This window comes from Fibrella aestuarina BUZ 2 (assembly GCF_000331105.1).
GTDB classification, from domain to species: Bacteria; Bacteroidota; Bacteroidia; order Cytophagales; family Spirosomataceae; genus Fibrella; species Fibrella aestuarina.
The window spans coordinates 4,553,455-4,573,658 of sequence record NC_020054.1; the positions used below are offsets into that span (position 1 = coordinate 4,553,455).

Annotated in this window: 20 protein-coding genes; 6 read left to right on the forward strand and 14 right to left on the reverse strand. The window is 54.4% G+C overall.

The genetic code is table 11. The annotated features are described in order from the left end of the window. Positions 1–101: 101 nt before the first annotated feature. Complete coding sequence (locus tag FAES_RS18675) at positions 102–458, reverse strand: hypothetical protein (RefSeq protein WP_015332788.1); 357 nt, start codon at positions 456–458, stop codon at positions 102–104. A 304-nt stretch (positions 459–762) separates the two neighbouring features. Here FAES_RS18675 and FAES_RS18680 point away from each other — a divergent pair, with 304 nt between their 5' ends. Continuing rightward, a complete protein-coding gene (locus tag FAES_RS18680) occupies positions 763–1,224 on the forward strand; it encodes a hypothetical protein (protein ID WP_015332789.1) in 462 nt (153 codons plus the stop codon). Here the strand turns inward: FAES_RS18680 and FAES_RS18685 are convergent. The 4 genes from FAES_RS18685 to pepT all read right to left on the reverse strand — a co-directional run bounded on the left by FAES_RS18685 (position 1,221) and on the right by pepT (position 4,924). Then, entirely contained in the window at positions 1,221–2,081 is an 861-nt protein-coding gene (locus tag FAES_RS18685) for a M90 family metallopeptidase (RefSeq protein ID WP_015332790.1), read from the reverse strand. The two genes, FAES_RS18680 and FAES_RS18685, sit on opposite strands and share 4 nt — an antisense overlap. A gap of 581 nt (positions 2,082–2,662) precedes the next feature. Further along, positions 2,663–2,899, reverse strand: coding sequence for a hypothetical protein (locus FAES_RS18695; protein ID WP_041258102.1), 237 nt, complete (start codon positions 2,897–2,899; stop codon positions 2,663–2,665). Positions 2,900–2,946: 47 nt separating this feature from the next. Beyond that, positions 2,947–3,525: a GrpB family protein gene (locus FAES_RS18700; RefSeq protein WP_041258104.1), complete on the reverse strand. Its 579-nt coding sequence runs from the start codon at positions 3,523–3,525 to the stop codon at positions 2,947–2,949. 148 nt (positions 3,526–3,673) lie between these two features. After that, the gene (gene pepT, locus FAES_RS18705; RefSeq protein WP_015332792.1) at positions 3,674–4,924 is read right to left on the reverse strand and encodes a peptidase T; all 1,251 of its coding nucleotides are present in this window, start codon (positions 4,922–4,924) and stop codon (positions 3,674–3,676) included. A gap of 560 nt (positions 4,925–5,484) precedes the next feature. Here pepT and FAES_RS18710 point away from each other — a divergent pair. From FAES_RS18710 to FAES_RS18720, 3 genes are read left to right on the forward strand one after another with little or no spacing between them, the layout of a single operon-like run. Next, complete coding sequence (locus FAES_RS18710; protein ID WP_041258105.1) at positions 5,485–6,165, forward strand: dCTP deaminase domain-containing protein; 681 nt, start codon at positions 5,485–5,487, stop codon at positions 6,163–6,165. Continuing rightward, the gene (locus tag FAES_RS30830; RefSeq protein ID WP_041258106.1) at positions 6,162–6,695 is read left to right on the forward strand and encodes a dCTP deaminase; all 534 of its coding nucleotides are present in this window, start codon (positions 6,162–6,164) and stop codon (positions 6,693–6,695) included. Before FAES_RS18710 ends, FAES_RS30830 begins: the two co-directional genes overlap by 4 nt. A 10-nt stretch (positions 6,696–6,705) precedes the next feature. Further along, the gene (locus FAES_RS18720) at positions 6,706–7,326 is read left to right on the forward strand and encodes a hypothetical protein (RefSeq protein ID WP_051054212.1); all 621 of its coding nucleotides are present in this window, start codon (positions 6,706–6,708) and stop codon (positions 7,324–7,326) included. Here the strand turns inward: FAES_RS18720 and FAES_RS18725 are convergent. The 9 genes from FAES_RS18725 to FAES_RS18765 all read right to left on the reverse strand — a co-directional run bounded on the left by FAES_RS18725 (position 7,316) and on the right by FAES_RS18765 (position 17,800). Next, positions 7,316–7,897: a MarC family protein gene (locus tag FAES_RS18725; protein ID WP_015332793.1), complete on the reverse strand. Its 582-nt coding sequence runs from the start codon at positions 7,895–7,897 to the stop codon at positions 7,316–7,318. The genes FAES_RS18720 and FAES_RS18725 overlap by 11 nt on opposite strands. A 147-nt stretch (positions 7,898–8,044) precedes the next feature. Further along, positions 8,045–9,061, reverse strand: a complete 1,017-nt coding sequence (locus FAES_RS18730) for an aminotransferase class V-fold PLP-dependent enzyme (RefSeq protein ID WP_015332794.1) — start codon at positions 9,059–9,061, stop codon at positions 8,045–8,047. 73 nt (positions 9,062–9,134) lie between these two features. Then, positions 9,135–9,560, reverse strand: coding sequence for a type II 3-dehydroquinate dehydratase (gene aroQ / locus FAES_RS18735; RefSeq protein ID WP_041259170.1), 426 nt, complete (start codon positions 9,558–9,560; stop codon positions 9,135–9,137). A gap of 98 nt (positions 9,561–9,658) precedes the next feature. After that, the gene (locus FAES_RS18740; RefSeq protein ID WP_041258108.1) at positions 9,659–10,873 is read right to left on the reverse strand and encodes a DUF3179 domain-containing (seleno)protein; all 1,215 of its coding nucleotides are present in this window, start codon (positions 10,871–10,873) and stop codon (positions 9,659–9,661) included. 30 nt (positions 10,874–10,903) lie between these two features. Further along, complete coding sequence (locus tag FAES_RS18745; protein ID WP_148289400.1) at positions 10,904–13,078, reverse strand: TonB-dependent receptor family protein; 2,175 nt, start codon at positions 13,076–13,078, stop codon at positions 10,904–10,906. Positions 13,079–13,164: 86 nt separating this feature from the next. Beyond that, positions 13,165–14,700, reverse strand: coding sequence for a phosphatase PAP2 family protein (locus tag FAES_RS18750; RefSeq protein WP_015332798.1), 1,536 nt, complete (start codon positions 14,698–14,700; stop codon positions 13,165–13,167). An 80-nt stretch (positions 14,701–14,780) separates the two neighbouring features. Continuing rightward, positions 14,781–15,671, reverse strand: a complete 891-nt coding sequence (locus FAES_RS18755) for a hypothetical protein (protein WP_015332799.1) — start codon at positions 15,669–15,671, stop codon at positions 14,781–14,783. A 169-nt stretch (positions 15,672–15,840) separates the two neighbouring features. Then, positions 15,841–16,965, reverse strand: a complete 1,125-nt coding sequence (locus FAES_RS18760; protein WP_015332800.1) for a hypothetical protein — start codon at positions 16,963–16,965, stop codon at positions 15,841–15,843. A gap of 277 nt (positions 16,966–17,242) precedes the next feature. Beyond that, positions 17,243–17,800: a hypothetical protein gene (locus FAES_RS18765; protein ID WP_015332801.1), complete on the reverse strand. Its 558-nt coding sequence runs from the start codon at positions 17,798–17,800 to the stop codon at positions 17,243–17,245. 78 nt (positions 17,801–17,878) lie between these two features. On the opposite strand from FAES_RS18765, the gene FAES_RS18770 reads away from it, so the two are divergent. Then, on the forward strand, positions 17,879–18,688 hold the full coding sequence (locus FAES_RS18770) for an SDR family oxidoreductase (RefSeq protein ID WP_015332802.1): 810 nt from the start codon (positions 17,879–17,881) through the stop codon (positions 18,686–18,688). A gap of 15 nt (positions 18,689–18,703) precedes the next feature. Continuing rightward, positions 18,704–20,203: a hypothetical protein gene (locus FAES_RS30650; protein WP_015332803.1), complete on the forward strand. Its 1,500-nt coding sequence runs from the start codon at positions 18,704–18,706 to the stop codon at positions 20,201–20,203. The last annotated feature ends 1 nt before the right edge of the window (position 20,204 follow it).

Genomic DNA, 20,204 nt, shown 5'->3' on the forward strand with positions numbered 1-20,204 from the left:
AGGATAAAAACGTAGCGCCCGGTTCTGGCCAGTCCGTCTAGTAAACCCAAATCGCTGAGTTTACTAAATGGCCCGGCCAGAGCCGGGCGTTACGTTTTTGATTAAGACTTACGTTGCCAGTTAGTCAGGGCGATATGCAGGGCGGCCAGCGCCGTGTAGCCCAAATGAAACGGTAGCATCCGTTTATCGTTCCGGATGGCCTTGTGGAACGTCAGCAGTGCCAGCCCGGCCACGCTGACAATGTCAATAAGCCGGTGCGTTGAGTAGGCAATGACCGGGGCCGCCCCGGCGGGGTGGTCCGTCAGCAGGTTGGTGAGCAGCAGGTTTCCCCCGAGTAACCGATACAGCTTCACGGCTTCCGGGTTTGCGCCCAACCGCTCCGGAACCAGGAATTGCGTGGCCGAAAACAGGTAATCATTAATGCCGTGTTGCTTGGCCGATATGGGTTTCGTGTTCATAGCGTCTTGTTGCTTGTTTATACCCCCAACCGGAATGATACGCGGTTGTTACTCCAGCAATCCGCTTTAACGAGGCAAGTCGCACTACAGGCTGATAGATGCATGACCCAATACGCCATATTGACAAACAGTACAGGGTAACGACTTACTAACTGACTCTTTTTTATCATCCCGACCGGGATGACAAAAAGCGTCGCTTACGCCTTTAAAACTCCATTTTTCATTTGCCCCAACTGAGTGCCAAAATCACTAAGTTGGGACAGGCATTCAGTGCCCTCCTACCCTATTCGTCCCTATACTATCGATGCAGGACCTCCTCAAAAAACTGAATTACACCGGGCAACAGCCCCTTGTGCTGTTCAACGCACCGACCGCCTTCGCGCAGGCGCTGCAACAGACGCTACCCGATGGCAGCGTGCAAGTGGACGTTCGGTCCAATGAGCCCGTTTCGTTTGCACTGGCCTTCGTAACGCAGCAGGCTCAGATCGATGCGCTCATCGGGCAGTTGGCTCCACTGCTTCAGGGCGACGCAACGCTATGGTTCGCCTATCCAAAGGGTAGCTCGAAAAACTACACCTGCGATTTCAACCGCGACACGGGCTGGCAATCGGTTGGGCAGGCGGGGTTCGAGCCGGTTCGAATGGTCGCCATCGACAGCGACTGGTCGGCGTTGCGGTTTCGGCGGGTAGCCTACATTAAGACCATGACCCGTCAGCGGCACATTTCGGACGAAGGAAAAGCGCGCACCAACGCAAGCTCCCGTTAGCGTTCGTCCGGTTCCTCGTTTAACGATGGTTCCGCGGTTTCCTCCACGACTTTTTCGTCGGTGAGCGGGTTTTGCCGGAAAATCTGTTCGAGTTGGGCAAATAGCTCGGGGTGCTTCGTTTTTAGCAGATCGGGCCGTTTGAAGAAATACTCTGATACCACCGCGAAAAACTCCGCTTCGTTAGTCAGCCCGTAGGGGTTGATGTCGGATTTATGACTTTCCATCTCCTGCATGGTCCGGTGAATCAGGCGAAGCCAGGGTTGCAGGTGTTCTTTGGGCATGAGCAGGTCGGGAGCGCCATCGATTTCGCCATCCACTTTGTCGAGCAGGTGTACAAACTCGTGGATGCCCGTGTTCTCCTTGCTGGTTTTATTCATGAAGCCGTTGCGTAGCGCCGATTTCGACAGGGCCATCGTGCTCTGCAACGCCCCACCCGTACCAACCTGCCCCATGATGCGCCGGTCGTCACCCTCGGTCTGATAAGCTTCGTTGAATGTCGACTCGTACAGCACCACCGTCGTCAGGTTGGGATACTGCCAGTCGTCGAAGGCGAACATTGGGATTACGGCACTGCTCGCGACCAAAACCCGGTCGATGTCATCGACGTCGGTGTCGACGCCTTCTACCTGCACCTCAGCCAGAAAGAGACTCACACGATCGGCGAACACCGCCTGCCGATCGGCGGGCAACGTGGCGTAATAGGGTACATTCTCGGCCAATAGCTCCACCAGACTCGGCGGCAGCGGCTCGGCCGGTTCAGCGGGCGTTGACCGACGCTTCCGGTTGAGAAACCACCACAGTAGTGCCGCAATCGCCAGCCCCAACACCAGCCCGAGAGCAATAAACAGATTATCCATAGCCCCTACAACCGGCTTGATGGGGAAAGGTTATCCTTCTACTGCTCTAAATGAGAATGCTCTACTCCCTTTTCACGGCAAATAAGGTTACGAATTTGGCTTTACCCTATGAGCTCTTGCCTTATCCCATAATTTCCGATTAAGCTCGTTGGCGTAAGAATCAGGATCTGCTTTGAATACCAACTTTAAATCTTCTATCAATAAGTTAAAATAAAACTCTTTACCATCTTTAAACCTGATTGAATACCCAGAAAAGGCAGTACTGTAAATCCGATCAAACATACTAATCTCATAAACTTCTCTATAGAAAAGGCTATCAAGATATATCTTTCCATCTTCATAATATACATTCCTATGCTTGGTCTTAATCAGTACGTAAAAACCTATCCCAACGGACAAGCATAGTAAAAACAATCCAGTTAGTGAAAAATCAACAATAACAATAAAAAGACAAATCACCGAAAAGAACGCATAAGCTATCAGACCTATCGTTTGAGTCACTAGGCTATTTAGCTTACTTATTTGAACACGATCGCTCACCTATATATTAATTGATTTAAAACAAGGCATTCCGGCTAAAATTAGATACTAACTTCATCTTGTTTCGCAAAACAGATTGCGCCAATTTTTAAAAATGCGTCAACTACCTCTTCCGCGTCTTGGCTTTCACCTAATGAAAAGGTAAAACACTCTCCATCAAGTAATTTATCCGTTGTTTCCTTTGCTTGCTTAAGACCCAAACTAAAATATGTTCTAAACATATGAGTGGATGATATCTTGGCAAACCCTTTCCGACAACCACAGAATTCTATTAGCATAAATTTTTCTAGTTTGTCTTCAAGTCAAAAACCCATACAAATAAACGTTAAAGCACATAATACTGCTTTGCCTCCTCCGTCTTTGTTTTGACAAAATCAGTTTTAGCAAGTCGATAAGCTACCCGGTCATTGCGATATACTTTAGCCAATTCATTTTTTAACTCAGCATATGCTTTGGCTAGCATTGGTTTCTCACGCAGGTAGTCCCGAAAGTAAAGTCGATCCCACAAAGCGTGTGTTTGCGGTCCCATGTGAATGTGGTAGGTCTGCTGTTTGGCGCCGGTCACGTTGTAGCCTTTAACAAAGACCATATACGGTGGCTCGGCATCTGTTTGCCACATAAAGTCATAGTTCTGCGCGACTAGCTTTGTGATAATATCATCATGCAGGCGCTCATCAGTCGGAATCTCGACCAGTATGTCGATCGTTGGCTTCGCTGGTAGTTCAGGGATAGACGTACTGCCAAAGTGCTCAACGCGCAGAGCTAGCTGCTCGCCCAGCGTATTGAGAATAAGTTTTCGCTCTTGATCGAACAGATCGAACCAACGTGGATCGAAAGGCACGATCTCTACGGGAAAACGCATCCCAATTTCTTCCCGACTCAGTTCATTTATCCCTTGCTTCATCTGTTGCAGACAATCACATCAATTTTACGATCGAACTATGTACAACAGCGTCTTAATACAGAGCCAAACTCGGCTAAGAGGCGGCTCTACAGCGCAATGGTCGTCTTTGTAATCAGAACTGTAGCTGTTGATTCATACCCGAAGGCAATCACTTACCCGCCCAAATCTGGGCCAAGTGCACGATCACCTCGGCGGCTTTCTGCATGTCCTGCACCGATACCCACTCTTCCCGCGAGTGAAAGGCGTGTTCACCGGCGAAGATATTCGGGCAGGGCAAGCCCATAAACGACAGCCGCGAACCGTCGGTGCCGCCCCGGATGCTGCGCCGCTGCGGCGACAGGCCCGCCCGCCGGATGGCTTCCAGCGCGTGTTCGGCCACGGCGGGGTGCTGGTCGAGTACCTCTTTCATGTTGCGGTATTGCTCCCGCACCGTCAGCGTCGCCGTCGAATGCGGGTAATTAGCCAGCACCTCATCGACGAGCGATTGCAGCAGGGCTTCGTGTTCGTGTAGGCCGTCGGTGGTGAAATCGCGCACGATAAAGTCCAGCACCACGCGGTCCTGATTGCCTTCCATGTGGGTCGGATGCACAAAGCCTTCCTTGCCCTCGGTGGTTTCGGGCGACAGGCCCGTGCGGGGCAGACCCGCCAGGATATCACCCGCGATTTTCAGCGCGTTTTCGAGTTTGCCTTTGGCGAAGCCGGGGTGCGTGCTCACGCCCTGAATCACGATCTGTACGCCATCAGCCGAGAAGGTTTCGTCTTCCAACGTACCCAGCGATTCACCATCGATGGTGTAGCCGTAGGTGGCATCGAGTTTCGCCATGTCGATGTTGGCCGTGCCTTTGCCCACTTCTTCGTCGGGCGTAAACAGGATGCGGATGCGCCCGTGGGGTACGTCCGGGTTGGCCATCAGGTAGTCGGCTGCCGCCATGATCGCCGCCACACCCGCTTTATTGTCGGCGCCCAGCAGCGTATCGCCGCTCGCCGTGATGATGTCGTTACCCACCTGCTGCGCCAGATCGGGGTGGTCTTTCTGACCGATCACGATGGGCGCGTCGGCGGGCTCGGGCAGGATAATGTCAGTGCCGTTCCACTGCCGGTGAATGATCGGTTTCACGCCCGCCCCCGTCACGTCGGGCGAGGTATCCATGTGCGCACAGAAGCAGATGGTGGGTACGGGTACGTCGCCAGGTACGTTGGCGGGGATGGTGGCGTAGACGTACCCAAATGCGTCCAGTTCGGCGTCGGTGATGCCGAGCTCGTGCAGTTCCTGCACCAGCACGCGCCCCAGGTCTTTTTGTTTCTCCGTGGTCGGGCTGGCCGTCGATTGCGGGTCCGATTGGGTGTCGATCTGTACGTACCGAATAAAGCGGTCGGTGAGCGTCTGGGCGTTGATCATCACTTAAAAAAGGTCTTAAATACAAAGTTTGAAATAATGATTTTAAGAAGATATCGAACAAAAATATGACCGATTAATAATAACCGTTTGCCTCATCGGTAAACCGTCGCTCAACAGTAAACCACAACTTAACCTCTACTGATCCTAAATATCAAAGTAACGCCGACCCAAAGTACATGATACAATATTCATGTTAATAACTACTGATTATCAACAACATGATAGATCACCCTTTTGTACCATAATCAGGATTCATATATAGTTTAACCTCCCTTAATGAAAGAATTGAGTATTAAATTCATCTCTTACCTTTGGCCCATTTGTGGACTGTATAATACAACCGACAGTTATATAGATTGATTTCTCCATCCGAATTGGAGAGAGTCACGGATATTCTATACTATCTTTGGTTTTTACTCAGAACGCAAATTGACACATAATCAATTTATAACCAACAACATGCATATTTTCAGTGAATCATGCAAGATTGTGAACAAGAAGACAGTCTTTGTAACTAAAATTTATATTTTTCATACTTAAGACACTACGAAACAGGCGAGATGGCTGTAATCGATCTAGAAACAAGGCTCACTAAAGATTGGGATAGTTATAATAGCAATCTAAAATCTAGTGACAGCTTAATTTTTATTAGTCCGCACAATTACAACATTGAAGATGGTCCTGCTTCGTTAGACTTGACCGTTGGAAACAGGTTTTTCTTTCATGATCGTGGGCAACACTACACAATCACAGATGATGGCATATATATTGAACCATTCAACTCTCTGTTGATAGAAACAGAACAAAAGGTGTGTCTGCCTTTAAACATATTTGGCATTGTAATTGGGAAGGGTCATCAAATATTTCAAGGCACATTTATCTCTTCAGGTAAGATCAACCCAGGTTTCAATGGAAAACTCAATATAGGCCTATATAATGGGAGTAGAAAGAGGATACATATAAAAAGCGGGCACCCTCTGTGCTCCTGTGTGTTTTTCCAAATGGAGTCGAACATGAATAGCCCTTTAAAAAATTATGACGCAAACAGGCAAATAAACAAGGTTTACTTAACCAGAACTCAAAAATTATTTAATGCTTACAAGGGTAATATGCAATTAGTGACTCATATTATTGCTATTATAGCCTTTCTCGTTGCTTTATTCGTTGGGTTAACCAATAGAAATTCAATCTTTAGCGCTATCGAATCTGATAGTAAATCAGGTAAAATTGACAAGAAATGATTATTGTCGGGGACAATTTAAAAAGTTTAATCACTCAACATAATATTGTTGACGATTTAGCCAGTGGATTTGATAACACCTCAATAGGTCTTACACTTGACTCTTTGATAATAAAAATCATTCCTAATGACGAAAGTGTAATTTTGACATATGGCACCGAAATTCCTGAAGAATGGATACAAGAACAAGTTATAAATATAAACGACGGTGTAGTTCTAGAACCTAAGCAATCTGTTCTCGCGTGCTCGTATGAAACTGTAAAGATTCCGATTGGCTATTTCGGCCTATTACAAACTAAAGGGTCTTTGGCACGGCTTTTCGTGTCATTACATTGCAATGACTCTCAAATTGAGCCTGGATTTAAAGGTAAAATCACTTTTGAGATATGTAATCTTTCTAATATGAGAATTCGTCTATTGCCAAGACAGAAAGTAGGAGATCTCTTTATCATCAAGGCTTCGACTAAACACGTAAATTCGTATAATGGTAGGTACCAAAACGCGACCAAACCAACGATTCAACTCCCTTAATATTAGCACAATGTCAGAAGAAGTAATTATTGCGGTTCCTAGGAAGGTCATCAATGAAACTTTGTTAGATAACCCTTTTGGCTTTATCAGCGATAATGTCGAAAATTTGTATATTAAAATACTAAGTAATTGTATACAAATGATCAGAAGCCACGCAGAAAATGACAATTCCCACAAGCAGATAATTCCATATGTTCTAATCAATTACAAAGAAAAGTTTTTTTTGTCTAGAAGAAAAAATACTCAAACCGAGAAACGACTTCACAATAAGATGTCGATTGGTTTTGGCGGACACATTAATCCAGTCGATTATTCTAGTGATTATGACCTTATCATAGGCGGCCTAATAAGAGAAATAAGAGAAGAAATTAACATAGGAGATTTTTCAATTCCGCAGTTGATTGGCTTTATAAACGATGATGTTTCAGAAGTAGGGCAGGTACATATTGGACTTCTTTTTGAAATCGAGCTAAATTACTCAGAAATAGAAATTATAGAGAAAGACAAGATGGATGGTCGCTGGGTAACTATTGCTGAAATGGAAGAAAACTACGAGTATCTAGAATCGTGGTCAAAAATCGCTTTTGACTCTTACGTGAAGAAGAAAAATATATGGCCGTTTAAAAATTAGCTGGGAGCAGGTTGCTCTTGAGCAGTTTGATGGAAATGGCGAGCAAAATTATGCCGAAAACCTTTCGCAGCACATTCAGCCCGCCCGGTCCGATCCGGTCTTCGAGCCAGGCGGCCGATTTGAGCACGATGTAAATCAGGATCAGGTTCAGGATGACGCCCACCACAATGTTGCCGATCTGGTATTCGGCCCGCAGCGAAATCAGGGTGGTGAGCGTACCGGCCCCGGCAATCAGTGGAAAGGCGATGGGCACGATATGGGCCGCACTGTCGGCCTCGATTTCCGACTTAAAGATGGTCCGGCCCAGAATCATTTCCAGCCCGATCAGAAAAATGATGATGGCCCCGGCCACGGCAAACGACTGCACGTCTACGCCGAACAGTTTCAGAATGCGTTCGCCCACAAACAGGAACGTGAGCATGAGCACACCCGAGGCCAGCGTCGCTTTCTCCGACTCGATTGTACCAACTTTCTGGCGCAGGTCGATGATCACGGGCAACGAACCCAGCACGTCGATGACGGAAAACAGAATGAGCGTGACCGAGATGATCTCTTTAAAGTTGAGTGGCATAGCGGGAAGGGGATGAACAATGTACGATGAACAATGTACGATGTACAATGCACCACAGCGGCGGACCGTAATGGGAATGAAGATGAGGTGAGTTGCAAAGGTAGCGACGCCTACACCCATTGTGCATTGTACATTCTACATTGTACATTACCCCCACCCCCTCAACCACGCCTGTAACCGGGCTACGTCGTCGTCGGTAATGGCGGGGAAGTTGGCGATGCGGAAGGTCGTGGTTTTCCAGTCGCCGTAGCCATTGCCCAGCATAAAGCCAGCGGCTTTAGCGGCCCCTTTGACCGCTTTAATATCGGCCTCGCTTCCCGTCACGGCAATGACCGTATCGGAGCGGCGTTCGGGCTCATCGATCAGCAGCCGAAAGGGTGAGCCGGCCATCGCTTCCTCAAAAAACTGATACCAGTCGGCGGCGCGCTGCCGGATATGGGCGTCGGTCTCGGCGATGGGCGGTACGGTCTGCATCACGCGGTCGAGCAGGTAGATACCCAGTCCGTTGGGCGTATAGGGTGTCTGGAACTTGCTGAAGTTTTCGTGCAGAAACAGCAGGCTGTTGTAATGATTGTTCTCGCCGATTGCCTCGGCACGGGCCAGCGCCCGGGGCGAGTAGATCAATACCGCCAGCCCCGCTGGCAAGCCGAAGCATTTTTGTACCGACGCAAACCACACGTCGGCCAGCGTCCAGTCGAAAGCAATACCCGCCATCGACGATACGGCATCGACGGCAATCAGCGCGTCGGGGAATTCCTGCCGGAACGTACCCAGCGCCGGCATACGTACCTGGGTTCCGTTGGACGTCTCATTCTGGACCACGCACAGCACATCGGCTTCGTCGGGCTGCTGCGGGGGCTTGATCCGGTGGGCATAGTCCATCCATTTTTTGCCAAAGGCGCCGCTGTACGGATGCAGGCTCGTCTGTGCCGTCAGCGATTGGGCGACGATCTCCCAGCACTCCGTGGCCGACGAAACAAAGGCCAGGTGGTAGCCCTCAGGTACGTTCAGTTTGTCGCGCACCCCGCGCATCGCCCCTTCCGTAACGGCCATAAACTCCGGGCTGCGGTGGTTCATGCTGACGATGCCCGACGTGCAGGCTTCCGCCGCCCAGGCTGCCACCTGCGGGTAAATTTTGGATGGACCGGGATAGAAGGTGATCATAGGGATGGGGGAGTAAACGATGAGTGGTAAGTGGTAAGCAGCAAGTGATGCCCGGCCTACTACTTATCGTTTATCATTCATCACTGATTAAGTAGCGTACGGCCAGTTCGTAGCCTGTCAGGCCGAGGCCGACGATGACGCCTTTGCATTTGGGTGAAAGGTAACTGTGATGCCGGTAGCTTTCGCGGGCGTGGACATTGCTGATGTGCACCTCTACGGCGGGCGTAGTGACGGCCCCCAGCGCGTCGGCAATAGCGATGGACGTGTGGGTGTAAGCCCCAGCGTTGATCACGATCCCGTCGAAATCGAAGCCATGCTCGTGAATCTTGTCGATCAGTTCGCCTTCGTGGTTCGACTGGAAATAATGCAGTTGTACGTCGGGGAATTGGGCCTCGATCGTTTTAAGGTAATCGACAAACGAGCGGTTGCCGTAGATGGTCGGTTCGCGCTTGCCCAGCAGGTTGAGGTTGGGACCGTTCAGGATCAGGATCTTTTTCACGGCGGCAAAGATACGCCCAAAGCGCACGGTGCGCTCATCAACTGAACACAGTGTCTGATCGCCAATCAACGCGTTGGTCGTCTGGTCTATCGCTACCGTTACTCGCCTTCCGTTTTTTGGGTGGTGGGGTGAAATGACCGCCACGAGTGCCAGAATTCCTGATGCGCGGGTACGTTGGTCAACTGCTGCCCCGCCAACGTACCGGTGGTAGCCAGCCCCGCTTTGCTCCAGACGCTCTGGGTTTCGCGGTCGGTAAATTGCCCGTCGGCGAGGGGCGTAAACGTGAGCACGCGCCCCGCCACCCTGCGGTCAAACGCGCGGTAGGTGAGCCGATCGGGTGCCAGCGTTAGCAACACCGGTTGCGCACCCAGCCGGGTGTTGATTGTCCGCTTTTTAACCAGCGCATTCCAGTCGACAGCGACGGCGGTTTGTTTGTCGGCCAGCCCGACTACCCACGATTTGGGGTGCCACGATGCCGAATCGCGGCCCGTCAGTTTACCCCGGCGTACCCCAAGGTCATACGTAGCGAGGCTGTCGGTCTCTTCCCGAAAAGCCGGGTCAGGCTGCATTACGAGGGTGTTGGGGTGTTCGGCGGCCCATTCGGCCAGCGTCATTTGCCGGGCGGTCAACTCGGTCAGGGTTTGGCCTTTGAGCGGTCCCAGAATGGCCTCGCCCGTCGCTTGCCGCCACCAGGAGCCCGTGCGGTCGTCTTCAAACATGGCGTTGAAATGGTCCATCCCGACCAGCCGGTAGGTCATGGGTTGCCTGCCCACGATGGGGTCAAACACACGCCCGGTGCGACACACCGTGCAGTAGGTGATCATCAGGGGTTTACCGCCCACCGTGTCGCGCACCTGATGGTGGTAGCCAATGAGTTGAATCGGGTACGCCCGCGCTTCGCCGTTGGCCACGACGCCCAGCACCAGCTTGTTGGTCCCAATTTTGTTCTGCGCCATCGACAGCATACGCTTGGTGGTCGGCTGCAAAAACATGTGGTCGGCCATCATGGTCTGGTTCACCACGTACAGCACCAGCCCGTAGGCGATAGCCAACCCACCCGCTACCCACCGGTCGCTGGGCCGGGCGGGCCGCCACAGAACCCGAACCAGCGGGTAGGCCACGAGTAGCAGCCCCATTCCCCGCAGCCAGCCTACGTGCTGATGCAGCCAGTACGCCACCGATACACGACTCAGGTTGGCGGCATCGTCGAGCTGACTACCGGGGAACGGCATGATAAAATACACCCGCGCCGCTTCGAGTAGTATCAGCAGCACCAACCCAACGCTCGCCCAGAGAAGCAGATTACGGTTCATAAAGTATGGAGAAATACGTTCACTCATTACTCACAGCCTGTACCCCACCGACAGCATGACGTTGCGGCCATCCGACGACCAGACGCCCGGCCCCGGATAGAATGTGGGGCGTTTGGTGAAATACGACTCGTTGGTCAAGTTATTCAGGCTCCCCCGCAGCGTCAGGTGCGGCCCTACGCGCCAAGTGGCGTTCAGGTCGAGCAGGCCATAGGCGGGAACGGGGCCCTTGGCGCCATTGGCCGACGGCACGGGCGTGTTGAGTGCATCGGCGTAGGTCATGCCCACGTAGCTGTACTGCACCGTCAGGCTGGCAGTTCGGTAACGCAGCGTCAGGCCGTTGCGGCTAGTGATCTGTGGAGCCGACTCGACCCGGTTACCATTTACGCTGACATTCTCCCCATTGACCGACACCCGGGCGTTGGTATATCGCGCGTCCAGAAACGACGTCGACGTAAAGCCGCTGAGGCTCCCCCCTTTCCAGCTGGCCAGTTGTCCTTCCAGTAAGACCTCTATACCCTGATTGCGGCTATCCCCGATGTTAGTACGGAGGGTGTAAGGCTGGTTGTTGCCGTCCATCAACACCAACGTACCCATGCGGTTGCGGTAGAGCAACTCAAACAGGCTGATGTTCAGATGCCCGCCCGACCAGTGCGTTTCCAGGCCCAGTTCGGCATTGTAGCCGGTAGCGTCGCGCAGGTTTTTGTCGATCTGCTCGTACACCGACGTCGGGATAATGTCTTTAAACAGCACGGGCCGATACGCCTGCGACCAGCCGCCATAGAGTCGCATCCGGTCGTTGAGCCGGTACTGCCCGTTCAGGCCCAGCAGCGCAAACCGGTGGCGGATGGTCGTAGGCAGTTCGGCCGCGTCGTAGTAGCTGATGCTGCCGCGCAGTTGCGTGTCGCCCTGTTCAACCCGCACACCAGGCGAGAGCGTTAACCGCCCCACACGGAGTTGCCCTTCCACGAATGCCGCGCCGTTGCGGGTATGATACCACAAATCGCGGGCGAAGGGGGTGGTCAGGCTGAGGTCAAAATCAGTGCCAGTGGTACCCTTTCCCAGTTGCCGCCGGTGGAGGTCGTTGTGCATCCATTGAACCCCCGCGACCAACGTACCTGCGAGACCATCTATCGTAAATTGCTGTAACAGCCGCGCCTCGGAGGTATAGCTGTTAAAGTTGTCAATGTCGACCTGCCGCGGCCGGTACTGCCCCGTCGGATCAGGCAGATCGGTGACGGTGGCAAAGGCGTCGATCTGCACGCTGTTGCGGTCACCCAGCACGGCCGACGTTACCCATTGCAGCCGCGTTTGGGGCGTCAATTGCCAGTCGAGCCGAAGTGACGGCACCCAGATAGCCGGGTTGAAGAAATTACGGCCGCGGGTTGCCTGCCGAGGGTTGGCCCGGAACATCGAGTCGGTAAGCGGACCGGGAATCTGATAGACGTAGCGCGAACGCCCGACCTCGGCGGTCAGACCCATCCGGGGATTGACCTGATACTGAAGGCGGACCAACTGCGCCTGTGCATCCGACCGGCTGTTGTCGCGGTAGCCATCCGAATGCCGCCAGTAGGCATAGCCGTAGTAGGTCAGCCGACCCACGCGCCCGCCTAGGGCATTGTAGGTGCTGCGTGTGCCGAACGACCCAATCGAGTTGACGGTCTCGAAACCAAGGTGGCGCGTAGTGTCAGCCTGCTTGGTCACGTAGTTGAGCATCCCGCCAAACTGCGCCCCATATTGCAGCGACGCCGTACCACGCACGAGTTCGATCCGCTCGATGCTTTCGGTCGGGGGTGAGTAATGGCTCGCCGGGTAGCCATACATATCCGAGTTGGTGATGATCCCGTTCTGGCGCAGGTTCATCTCCCACGACCGGTGCGGGTCGAGGCCGCGCGTGGCCACGTTGAGTTGATTGCCGGTGCCATCCATGTCGTACACAAACAGGCCGGGGATCCGCGCCAGCAGTTGCCGGGGGTTCTTCTGGGCAATGTCGGCGTCGATATCGGCCAGCCGGATCACTTCGCTCCGCCGCCCAGCCAGCAGGTACGTGCCGTGTACCTCGGGGAGGGGTAGCGTCACGCGGCTCCGGTTGGCCGTCACTTCCAACGTATCGAGGGTCGTCGTGCGCAGGGTATCGGTCTGCGCCTGAGCTACGCACGCACCACCAGCCAGCAACACGGCCGGCAGGAGGAGTCCAGTAAAATGCATGTTGCTTGTTGAGTAGGCAGACGAATACCCGCCCGGCTCCCGACGTCGATTCGTCAGTGGCATACCGGGCAGGTACTACGCCTGAATTACAGGCCTGAGCCGTCGGCTTTCCCTCTAGCTACGGCGTAATTGCCGATGTTTTTCCCGCATTTCAGTCCCATCGTGCAATCAGAGCGGAAGTGAATCAGGCCATACACGCGTGAGTCAGACGCTTCCTGCGCTTTGGCCCAGAACTCGTCGGTGCGCTCAGGGAAAATGCTGCCCAGCACGGTTGCCGCCGCGGCCGAAAACGTCGAGTGCCCCGAGGTATAACTCGGGAAGTTGGGCAGGCCGACCGACGTTTTCACGCCGTACTGTTGCGGGCGGGGGCTGTAGTAGTAATACTTTGTCTCCCAGCAGCATACGCCCGCGTCCATGAGTGTGGTACCAACCAGTGCCAGCGTGCGGGCCATGCGTACTTCGCTATATTTGGCTTCGTGGGCGGCGTTGGCGGCCGTGCGGTGCCAGTGGCCCGGCGGGGTGTAGCTACCGGCGCCATCGGCCCAGTAGTTGGCGATGCGGGCCTGCTCGCGGGTCTGGTTTTTCTGGATGTCGCGGAGTTCAGCCAGTTCTTTGTTGAACTGCTCACTACCTGGCACCGGGCCCATTTCGGGACGTAGTTTCACCTTCGTTGCCGCATCGAAGTTCCAGTTCTGAACGGCCCCGTAGTTCGGCAGCATCGGCGGCCGGGCAGGCGTTTCCTGGCTGACCCACACCTCCTTCATACCCAACCCTTTGGCCTTCTCGACCATCCCCGCCGTAAGCGTCTGGTTGTTGGCAGCGCTCATGCCGTCATTCTTGGCGCGGCCCATCACTTTCGCGCCCACCTGAGCACCCAGATCGGCACCGGCGGCCAGATCACTGGCTACGTTCATACCAGCCCACAGCCGGGCGTTGCGGTGCTCGGCCACTTTGGCGTCGATATAAGCCACTTCGCCGGGAAACATGGCTTTCAGCACCACGGCCGATGCCGCCGCCACCACCGCGTCTTCCGACGGGTAGGCGGGCAGGGCCGATACGGGCAGCGCCACCCGCACCGCCGCGTCGACTTTCGAGGGGGCCACCCGGTTGAATTTGTACTTGTAGTTCCAGGCCAACACCAGTGCGTCGTACTGCGCCACGCTCAGGTAGGCCAAGGCACGCGCCGTGTAGGGCGGGTTGGCAAATGGAAATTTCGGATCGGCCAGCGGGTTGGCTGCGTCGGGAACGGGGTACTTGCCTTCGGCATTCGAGGCGGGCGCCAGGTTGTAGCGGGCCGACAGCTCGCGGGCGATCTCGTTCCAGCGGTAGGCGGCACCTGCTCCCCAATACACGACCGCCTCCTGCTGTTGGGCGTTGAGGCTGGCCGATAGTGTTTTCAGATTCGCCAGTTCAGCCTGATACTCCGGCGAAGTCGTCAGGGCGGGCGTGGCAACGGTTACGTCGGTAGGGCTAGTCAGCACGTAGGTTTTCCACGTACCGGCTTTTTCGTCCACGCTGGCGGGCACGTACCCAAGCCGCTGTGGTTCGTCAATGGTCTTGTCGCAGGCCCAGACACCCGTCAACAACGCACTCACAATTCCTAATTTATACGCAAGTTTCATAAGTCAAAAGCTATTTAGTCTGCTCGTCACGAATCGATAATCAACCAGTAAAACACAGATTATCAAGGGCGAACGGCAAACTAGTTGAGGTTAATCTGATACAGTAGCCCCAGCGTAAACGCCGTGCTTTGGCCCATATTGAGGCCATTGGTTACGTAACCGACGCGCGCGTTAAACCCGACGTTATGGGGTTGGTATTTGCCGTACCAGCCCACCGTTGTCGCCTGCATGTTATTGGTCGGAAAGGGCATGTCGTTGCGGCGGATGTTGTCGCCCGAGAGGCAGGTAAACCGCTCCACAAACACTTCGGTCTGAAACGTACGCCGCAGGATACCCAGCCGCAGCGCCGCATCGGCCGCGTTAGGAACAGCCACTTCATTGGTGTTGTACACCCGATTGTCGGCCTGATACGAATCCTGATCGATGCGGATGTTACCCCGCCAGGTATAGGTGCCGTGCGCCGTGGCATACAGGCCCGTTTTGGTATCCCGATAGTTGGCCAGCAATCGCCCCGATACCGTGCGCGCACCCATCCCGATCGACATCGGCAGGAAGTTGGGTACGTAGCTGGACAGGGGCGTCGAGACACCCGCGATACCGTGCAGCGAGAATTCCTTCACCCGCACCGCCTCGACCTTGAGCCAGCCCGACAGATCCTGAAACCCACGTTGCCCCAGCAGGTTACCCGCGCTCGCGCTCGTCCAGACGTACGGTACGTTGACGATGAGGTTGACCCGGTTGCTCAGGCCCACCGCCGCCATCAGCGAGGCGCTTTGGGTGGTGTGCGTACCGATGTTGTAGTTTTCGCGTTTCAGCGTGTTTTCCCAGTACCAGTTCCAGTCGCTCTTGCCATACATGGCGGCTACGCAAATGGATTTTTTGGGCATGTAAATCGCGTCCTGCGGCATTTGCGCCCAGGCCCCAACCGTGCGGCTCACCACCAGCACAAGAATAAAGAGATATCGTTTCATAAAAAGAGGGAGAAAAGTCAGTTGGCTTCGCCGTCATTGGTGGTCATTGGTGGTCATTCAATTGTCATTGATCGTTTTTTACAATGAATGACCACCAATGACTATGAATGACAATCAATGACCACCAATGACGCCGAAGGCAAATGACCACACCGCCAACTGACCTTACTTAAAACCAGCGGCTTACGTTGAAGGAAATCAGGTAATCGGCAAAGGCGGCATCCCCCTGCCGCACGCCCAGCGGGTCGAGGCGATCGGAGTAGCTTTTGGTCCGGTTGCGGTAGGCAGCCACGGGTACGGTCAGGGCGGCCGCGTACTTGTGCCGCATGTAGGCCAGACCCGGCTCGACCGATACGATGTAGCCCGGCCGACGGAAGCCACTGCTGCCGCCGAATGCATCGATAGCCGGTACGCCTTCCACGCGCCCGCCCAGCATAACAGACAGGCCCGGCACCAGCCGGATCGACTCGCTCACGCCCAGGCGCGCCGCAAACTGATCGGCCACAGAGAACGTACCCGTCACCAGATCGATGGTGGTGGCTTCGGGGCTGCGCACCACGCCGTTGGTCTCGCGCGGGTTGAACAGGTAAAAGCCGTTGGCGTACACTGCGAGCTGTTTGCCCACCTGCCAGTAGCCCTGCGATTCGAGGCTCACGCCCACGCCCCCATCGCCCAGCTGAATCGACTGATCGACGGGTTTGTTGATGGTATAGTCAGCCCCTTCCTTCGTCCGTTTGTGGAAATCGTCGGTCACGGCGTAGTTCCCAGTAGGCAGCTTCACGCCCAGGCCGATGGCCAGGTTGGCTTTGGGCAGCGACGCGGGGTTTTTGAGCCAGTAGCTGCCCGAAATCCGCAGGTCGCCGATGCCCTGCGACCCCGTATGGAAGCGCTTCTGCTCGGGGTTGGTCGACACCGCGTTGCCGTAGTGTTCGTAGAGCGACGACCGGTCGTTGTATTGCAGCGGCAGATTGACCGATACCTGCCAACGCAGCGACGGCATGTAGGTAACGCCCAGGTCGATACCATGCGAAATGTTGACCACTTCGGTGCCCTGTTCGTAGCGTTGCTTTTGCTCTACATCGCCCACAAAATGCCGGTGCGAGCGGAAATACCGGTACCCCGCCGACACCTGCCAGCGGCCCGACCGTTGCTTAAAATAATCGGCTGAATTGGCCCCGCCCGGAGCCGCGCAACTCATGTGCCGAACGGCTACACAGCCCTGTGCCGTAGCCAATTGGGTAGACAGGCCAAGGCCCAATACGGCCAGCCCAATGTACTTTAGAGATACTGTCATGGAGAAAACAGCCCGAAACGCTTTCCCGCCTTCCGACAATCGATCCGTACGCTTTCAGAGTCGCCACGTGCCAAACGGAGCAACAGACACTGTAAAGCGTAGATAATCAAGCGCATAACACTAGCCGCAGACTCGCCAATAGCGGTCAACAAAGCGGCGTAGGCAAGCGCACAACGTACCCAGATCGTCGAAAAAAGAAGCGGAAACGCCTTTCCTGGCGTAAAGGTTGGTGAATGAAATCGTGTGTGTCTGACAGCCGTCAGACACCGGGATTCAGTCAACCACGTGGCGGGGGAGCCACCACCGACAGCGCGCGCGTAACCAGTTGTACGGACGTGTCGGGAATGCGTAAGCTGACAAGCCAGCTTACCAGGGAGGGCGATAACGTAAAGGGGGTTGCCAGATGGTACTCCTTCAACAGGAGCTTGAGCCATTGACCGGCTTTCCGACTCGACTCGTCGGTCGGTTGGCTGATGGTTTTCTTGACGAACGAAAGCAAATCCTGCTGCCAGAACCGGGCGGCTTTGTCTTCCATGCCGGCAATACGGAGGGTGTCGCCGTGCAACTCAACGCTGATAACGTCGTAGAATTTGTCGTGATAGGCAAAGCCATCTTCCAACGTCTGCGCCGTCAGTTGCTGCGCCTGCCCGGAGGCGGGGTTTGTGTTGCCCAGGACCACCTGAAACTCGACCATGCTATCCACCGACGAGTAGACGGTCAGGTGTTTAGACAGGTCGCGCTGATCGTGCCACCACACGCCAACCGCCACCCACACCGTTGCCAGCGTGTGGTAAAGCAGCAGGGCCAGTAAGCTCAAACTCAGCAGGCGTTTCATTGAATTCGTGTTGATTGCAGAATAGCAGGAACAAATATAGAAAAATATAGTTGCTCACTGGACTTATATCCGCAAAATATGCCTGAGTCTTTTTTTCACCAAAAAGTTGTCTGGATTACCGGCGCCTCATCGGGTATTGGCGAAGCACTCGCGCTCGAACTGGCCCGGCAAGGGGCACGGCTGGTACTGTCGGCCCGGCGGGCTGATGAGCTACAGCGCGTGGCGTCGGCAACCGGCCTTGCCCCTGCCGACGTACTCGTGCTTCCGCTCGACATAACCGACGAAGCGTCTATGCCATCGCACACGCAGGCCGTCCTACGGCGGTTTGGCCGTATCGATGTGCTGTTTTTGAATGCGGGGATCAGCCAGCGCAGTTTCGTGAGCGAGACCGATCTGAGCGTGTACCACCGGCTGATGGCGGTCAATTTCTTTGGCGTCGTGGCGCTGGCGAAGGCCGTTCTGCCCCACTTTCTGGCGCAAAAAAGAGGTCAGTTCGTGGTTACCAGCAGCGTTTCGGGCAAGATCGGCGTTAAGCAGCGGTCGGGCTATTGTGCGTCTAAACACGCGCTGCACGGCTTTTTCGATTCCCTCCGCGCCGAAGTGGCCAATGAGGGGCTGCGCGTCACGATGATCTGCCCCGGCTACATCCGTACCCCCATTTCGGCCTCGGCCCTCGACGCCAGCGGCAAGGCGTATGGCCGGTTCAACAAAGCCCAGGCGGAAGGCATGCCCGCCGACGACTGCGCCCGCCGCATCCTGCGCGCCGTCGCTACTGGCCGGGAAGAGGCCAACATCGGCGGGAAGGAATTACTGGGTATTTACCTGAAACGTTTCGTTCCCGGCTTGTTATCGCGTATTTTACGGCAACGGCCCATCGAGGCCGTCTAGTCCCGAACGTAGCCGATGCAAGAGACCAGCGTACCCCAACCTGATACTGACGTACCCACCGACACCACGCTTACATCCGACGAGCAAGCCAAACTCCGTGAACTAACCGCCCAAAGCTGGAACCTCGAACTGGCCATTTCGGGCGTGGCGATGTATGCTATCCTGCTCCTGCCTGACCTTATCGCCTCGGCCTACGGCTTCATTCTGTATAACTACCAGACCCATGCCGAGGGGCTGTTAGCCATGCTTCCCACGATGGCCTACAGTTTGTTGAAAGTGATGTGCTACGTACTGTTCGGGGCCTTTCTGGTCAACTTCATCATGCGAGCGTTTTGGGTGGGTATGGTTGGCCTGCAGGCCGTGTATCCGGCAGGCATCCGCTACGATAATTTACCCTTCATGTCGGAACAGGCCAGAAGGGAGCTGTCCAGGCAACTCGGCCCACTCGACCGCTACATCCTGAAGCTCGACAAGAAGTGTAACATCGTCTTTGCCAATGCCTTTTTCATGGTGTTCATCATGGCCATGACGATGGTGTTTTTTTTATTTATGCTGTTTCTGCTGCTTTACGTGCAGCCCAACGTACCGCCTCCGGTGTGGCTGGGCATCAAGCTTATCGGTGTATTGTTGGTTATAGCCCTCTACACGGTTATCGCGTTGCTGTCGGTCAAAAAGATAAAGGAATCGTCCTTTGGCTACCAGGCTTCCAAGAAAATGTCCGGGCTGGGGAAGGTCATGTACCTGGGTTTTTACGTACCGATGTCTTTTTTGGCAAACACCATTTCCAGCAATCAGCAGCCGGGCGAGCGGATGCGCGGCATGGCTATCTTCATGGGCATCTTCTTCGTGATTTTCTTCACCGAGTATACGGCCGACTTAAAAGCGATTGAGAAACGATCTCAGTATCTTAACGACCGACATCTGTTCTCGGCCCGCGTTGATAGCCTCTATGCTGATGCTAACGCCTACGATAACCTCCGCCCCGACGGAGAGTACGTCGATGCCGCCGCCATTCAGGCCAAGGTAGTGCGGGAACCGTATCTGATCGTATCTGTGGCTTATCCCAAGGCCCTAGACACCCTGCTAACCCGACTTGCTACTGAGCCCAACTGGTCCGATACGCTATCGAGAGGAGTGCGTAGGCAACAATACGCCAATTGGAGTAACCAGCAGATCAATGCACTTGTGTGCTTCCGTGTCAATGATTCGCTCTGTGCCAACACCGGCTTGGTTTTCACAAAGTTGGGCAGTCAGGAACAACACGGCCTGCAAACGGTACTGATTCCGGGCAATCTTCAAACCGGACGAAATACGCTTCGGGTCGGCGTTTTCGACCCAAAGCACAACACGACCGAAACCATAGCTACCATCCCTTTCTGGTACGTACCGGAATCACAACGAGCTGTTTATGTTGAGGAAAACAGAAGCGTTGGGGCTGGTCAACAGCGTAACTCCGTTGACCTGGAGAAAGCGGCGCGGGCTGCGCTCACCGCCCAAAAAGGCCGTTTGCAGTAAC

What these genes read in the sequence shown, in the direction of transcription:
- FAES_RS18750 (WP_015332798.1), bottom strand. Translation starts at nt 14,700, where the DNA reads ATGAAACTTGCGTATAAATTAGGAATTGTGAGTGCGTTGTTGACGGGT.
- FAES_RS18765 (WP_015332801.1), bottom strand. Translation starts at nt 17,800, where the DNA reads ATGAAACGCCTGCTGAGTTTGAGCTTACTGGCCCTGCTGCTTTACCAC.
- FAES_RS18760 (WP_015332800.1), bottom strand. Translation starts at nt 16,965, where the DNA reads ATGACAGTATCTCTAAAGTACATTGGGCTGGCCGTATTGGGCCTTGGC.
- FAES_RS18770 (WP_015332802.1), top strand. Translation starts at nt 17,879, where the DNA reads ATGCCTGAGTCTTTTTTTCACCAAAAAGTTGTCTGGATTACCGGCGCC.
- FAES_RS18695 (WP_041258102.1), bottom strand. Translation starts at nt 2,899, where the DNA reads ATGCTAATAGAATTCTGTGGTTGTCGGAAAGGGTTTGCCAAGATATCA.
- FAES_RS30650 (WP_015332803.1), top strand. Translation starts at nt 18,704, where the DNA reads ATGCAAGAGACCAGCGTACCCCAACCTGATACTGACGTACCCACCGAC.
- FAES_RS18745 (WP_148289400.1), bottom strand. Translation starts at nt 13,078, where the DNA reads ATGCATTTTACTGGACTCCTCCTGCCGGCCGTGTTGCTGGCTGGTGGT.
- FAES_RS18700 (WP_041258104.1), bottom strand. Translation starts at nt 3,525, where the DNA reads ATGAAGCAAGGGATAAATGAACTGAGTCGGGAAGAAATTGGGATGCGT.
- FAES_RS18755 (WP_015332799.1), bottom strand. Translation starts at nt 15,671, where the DNA reads ATGAAACGATATCTCTTTATTCTTGTGCTGGTGGTGAGCCGCACGGTT.
- FAES_RS18675 (WP_015332788.1), bottom strand. Translation starts at nt 458, where the DNA reads ATGAACACGAAACCCATATCGGCCAAGCAACACGGCATTAATGATTAC.
- FAES_RS18680 (WP_015332789.1), top strand. Translation starts at nt 763, where the DNA reads ATGCAGGACCTCCTCAAAAAACTGAATTACACCGGGCAACAGCCCCTT.
- FAES_RS18720 (WP_051054212.1), top strand. Translation starts at nt 6,706, where the DNA reads ATGTCAGAAGAAGTAATTATTGCGGTTCCTAGGAAGGTCATCAATGAA.
- FAES_RS18740 (WP_041258108.1), bottom strand. Translation starts at nt 10,873, where the DNA reads ATGAACCGTAATCTGCTTCTCTGGGCGAGCGTTGGGTTGGTGCTGCTG.
- FAES_RS18685 (WP_015332790.1), bottom strand. Translation starts at nt 2,081, where the DNA reads ATGGATAATCTGTTTATTGCTCTCGGGCTGGTGTTGGGGCTGGCGATT.
- FAES_RS18730 (WP_015332794.1), bottom strand. Translation starts at nt 9,061, where the DNA reads ATGATCACCTTCTATCCCGGTCCATCCAAAATTTACCCGCAGGTGGCA.
- FAES_RS18710 (WP_041258105.1), top strand. Translation starts at nt 5,485, where the DNA reads ATGGCTGTAATCGATCTAGAAACAAGGCTCACTAAAGATTGGGATAGT.
- FAES_RS18725 (WP_015332793.1), bottom strand. Translation starts at nt 7,897, where the DNA reads ATGCCACTCAACTTTAAAGAGATCATCTCGGTCACGCTCATTCTGTTT.
- pepT (WP_015332792.1), bottom strand. Translation starts at nt 4,924, where the DNA reads ATGATCAACGCCCAGACGCTCACCGACCGCTTTATTCGGTACGTACAG.
- FAES_RS30830 (WP_041258106.1), top strand. Translation starts at nt 6,162, where the DNA reads ATGATTATTGTCGGGGACAATTTAAAAAGTTTAATCACTCAACATAAT.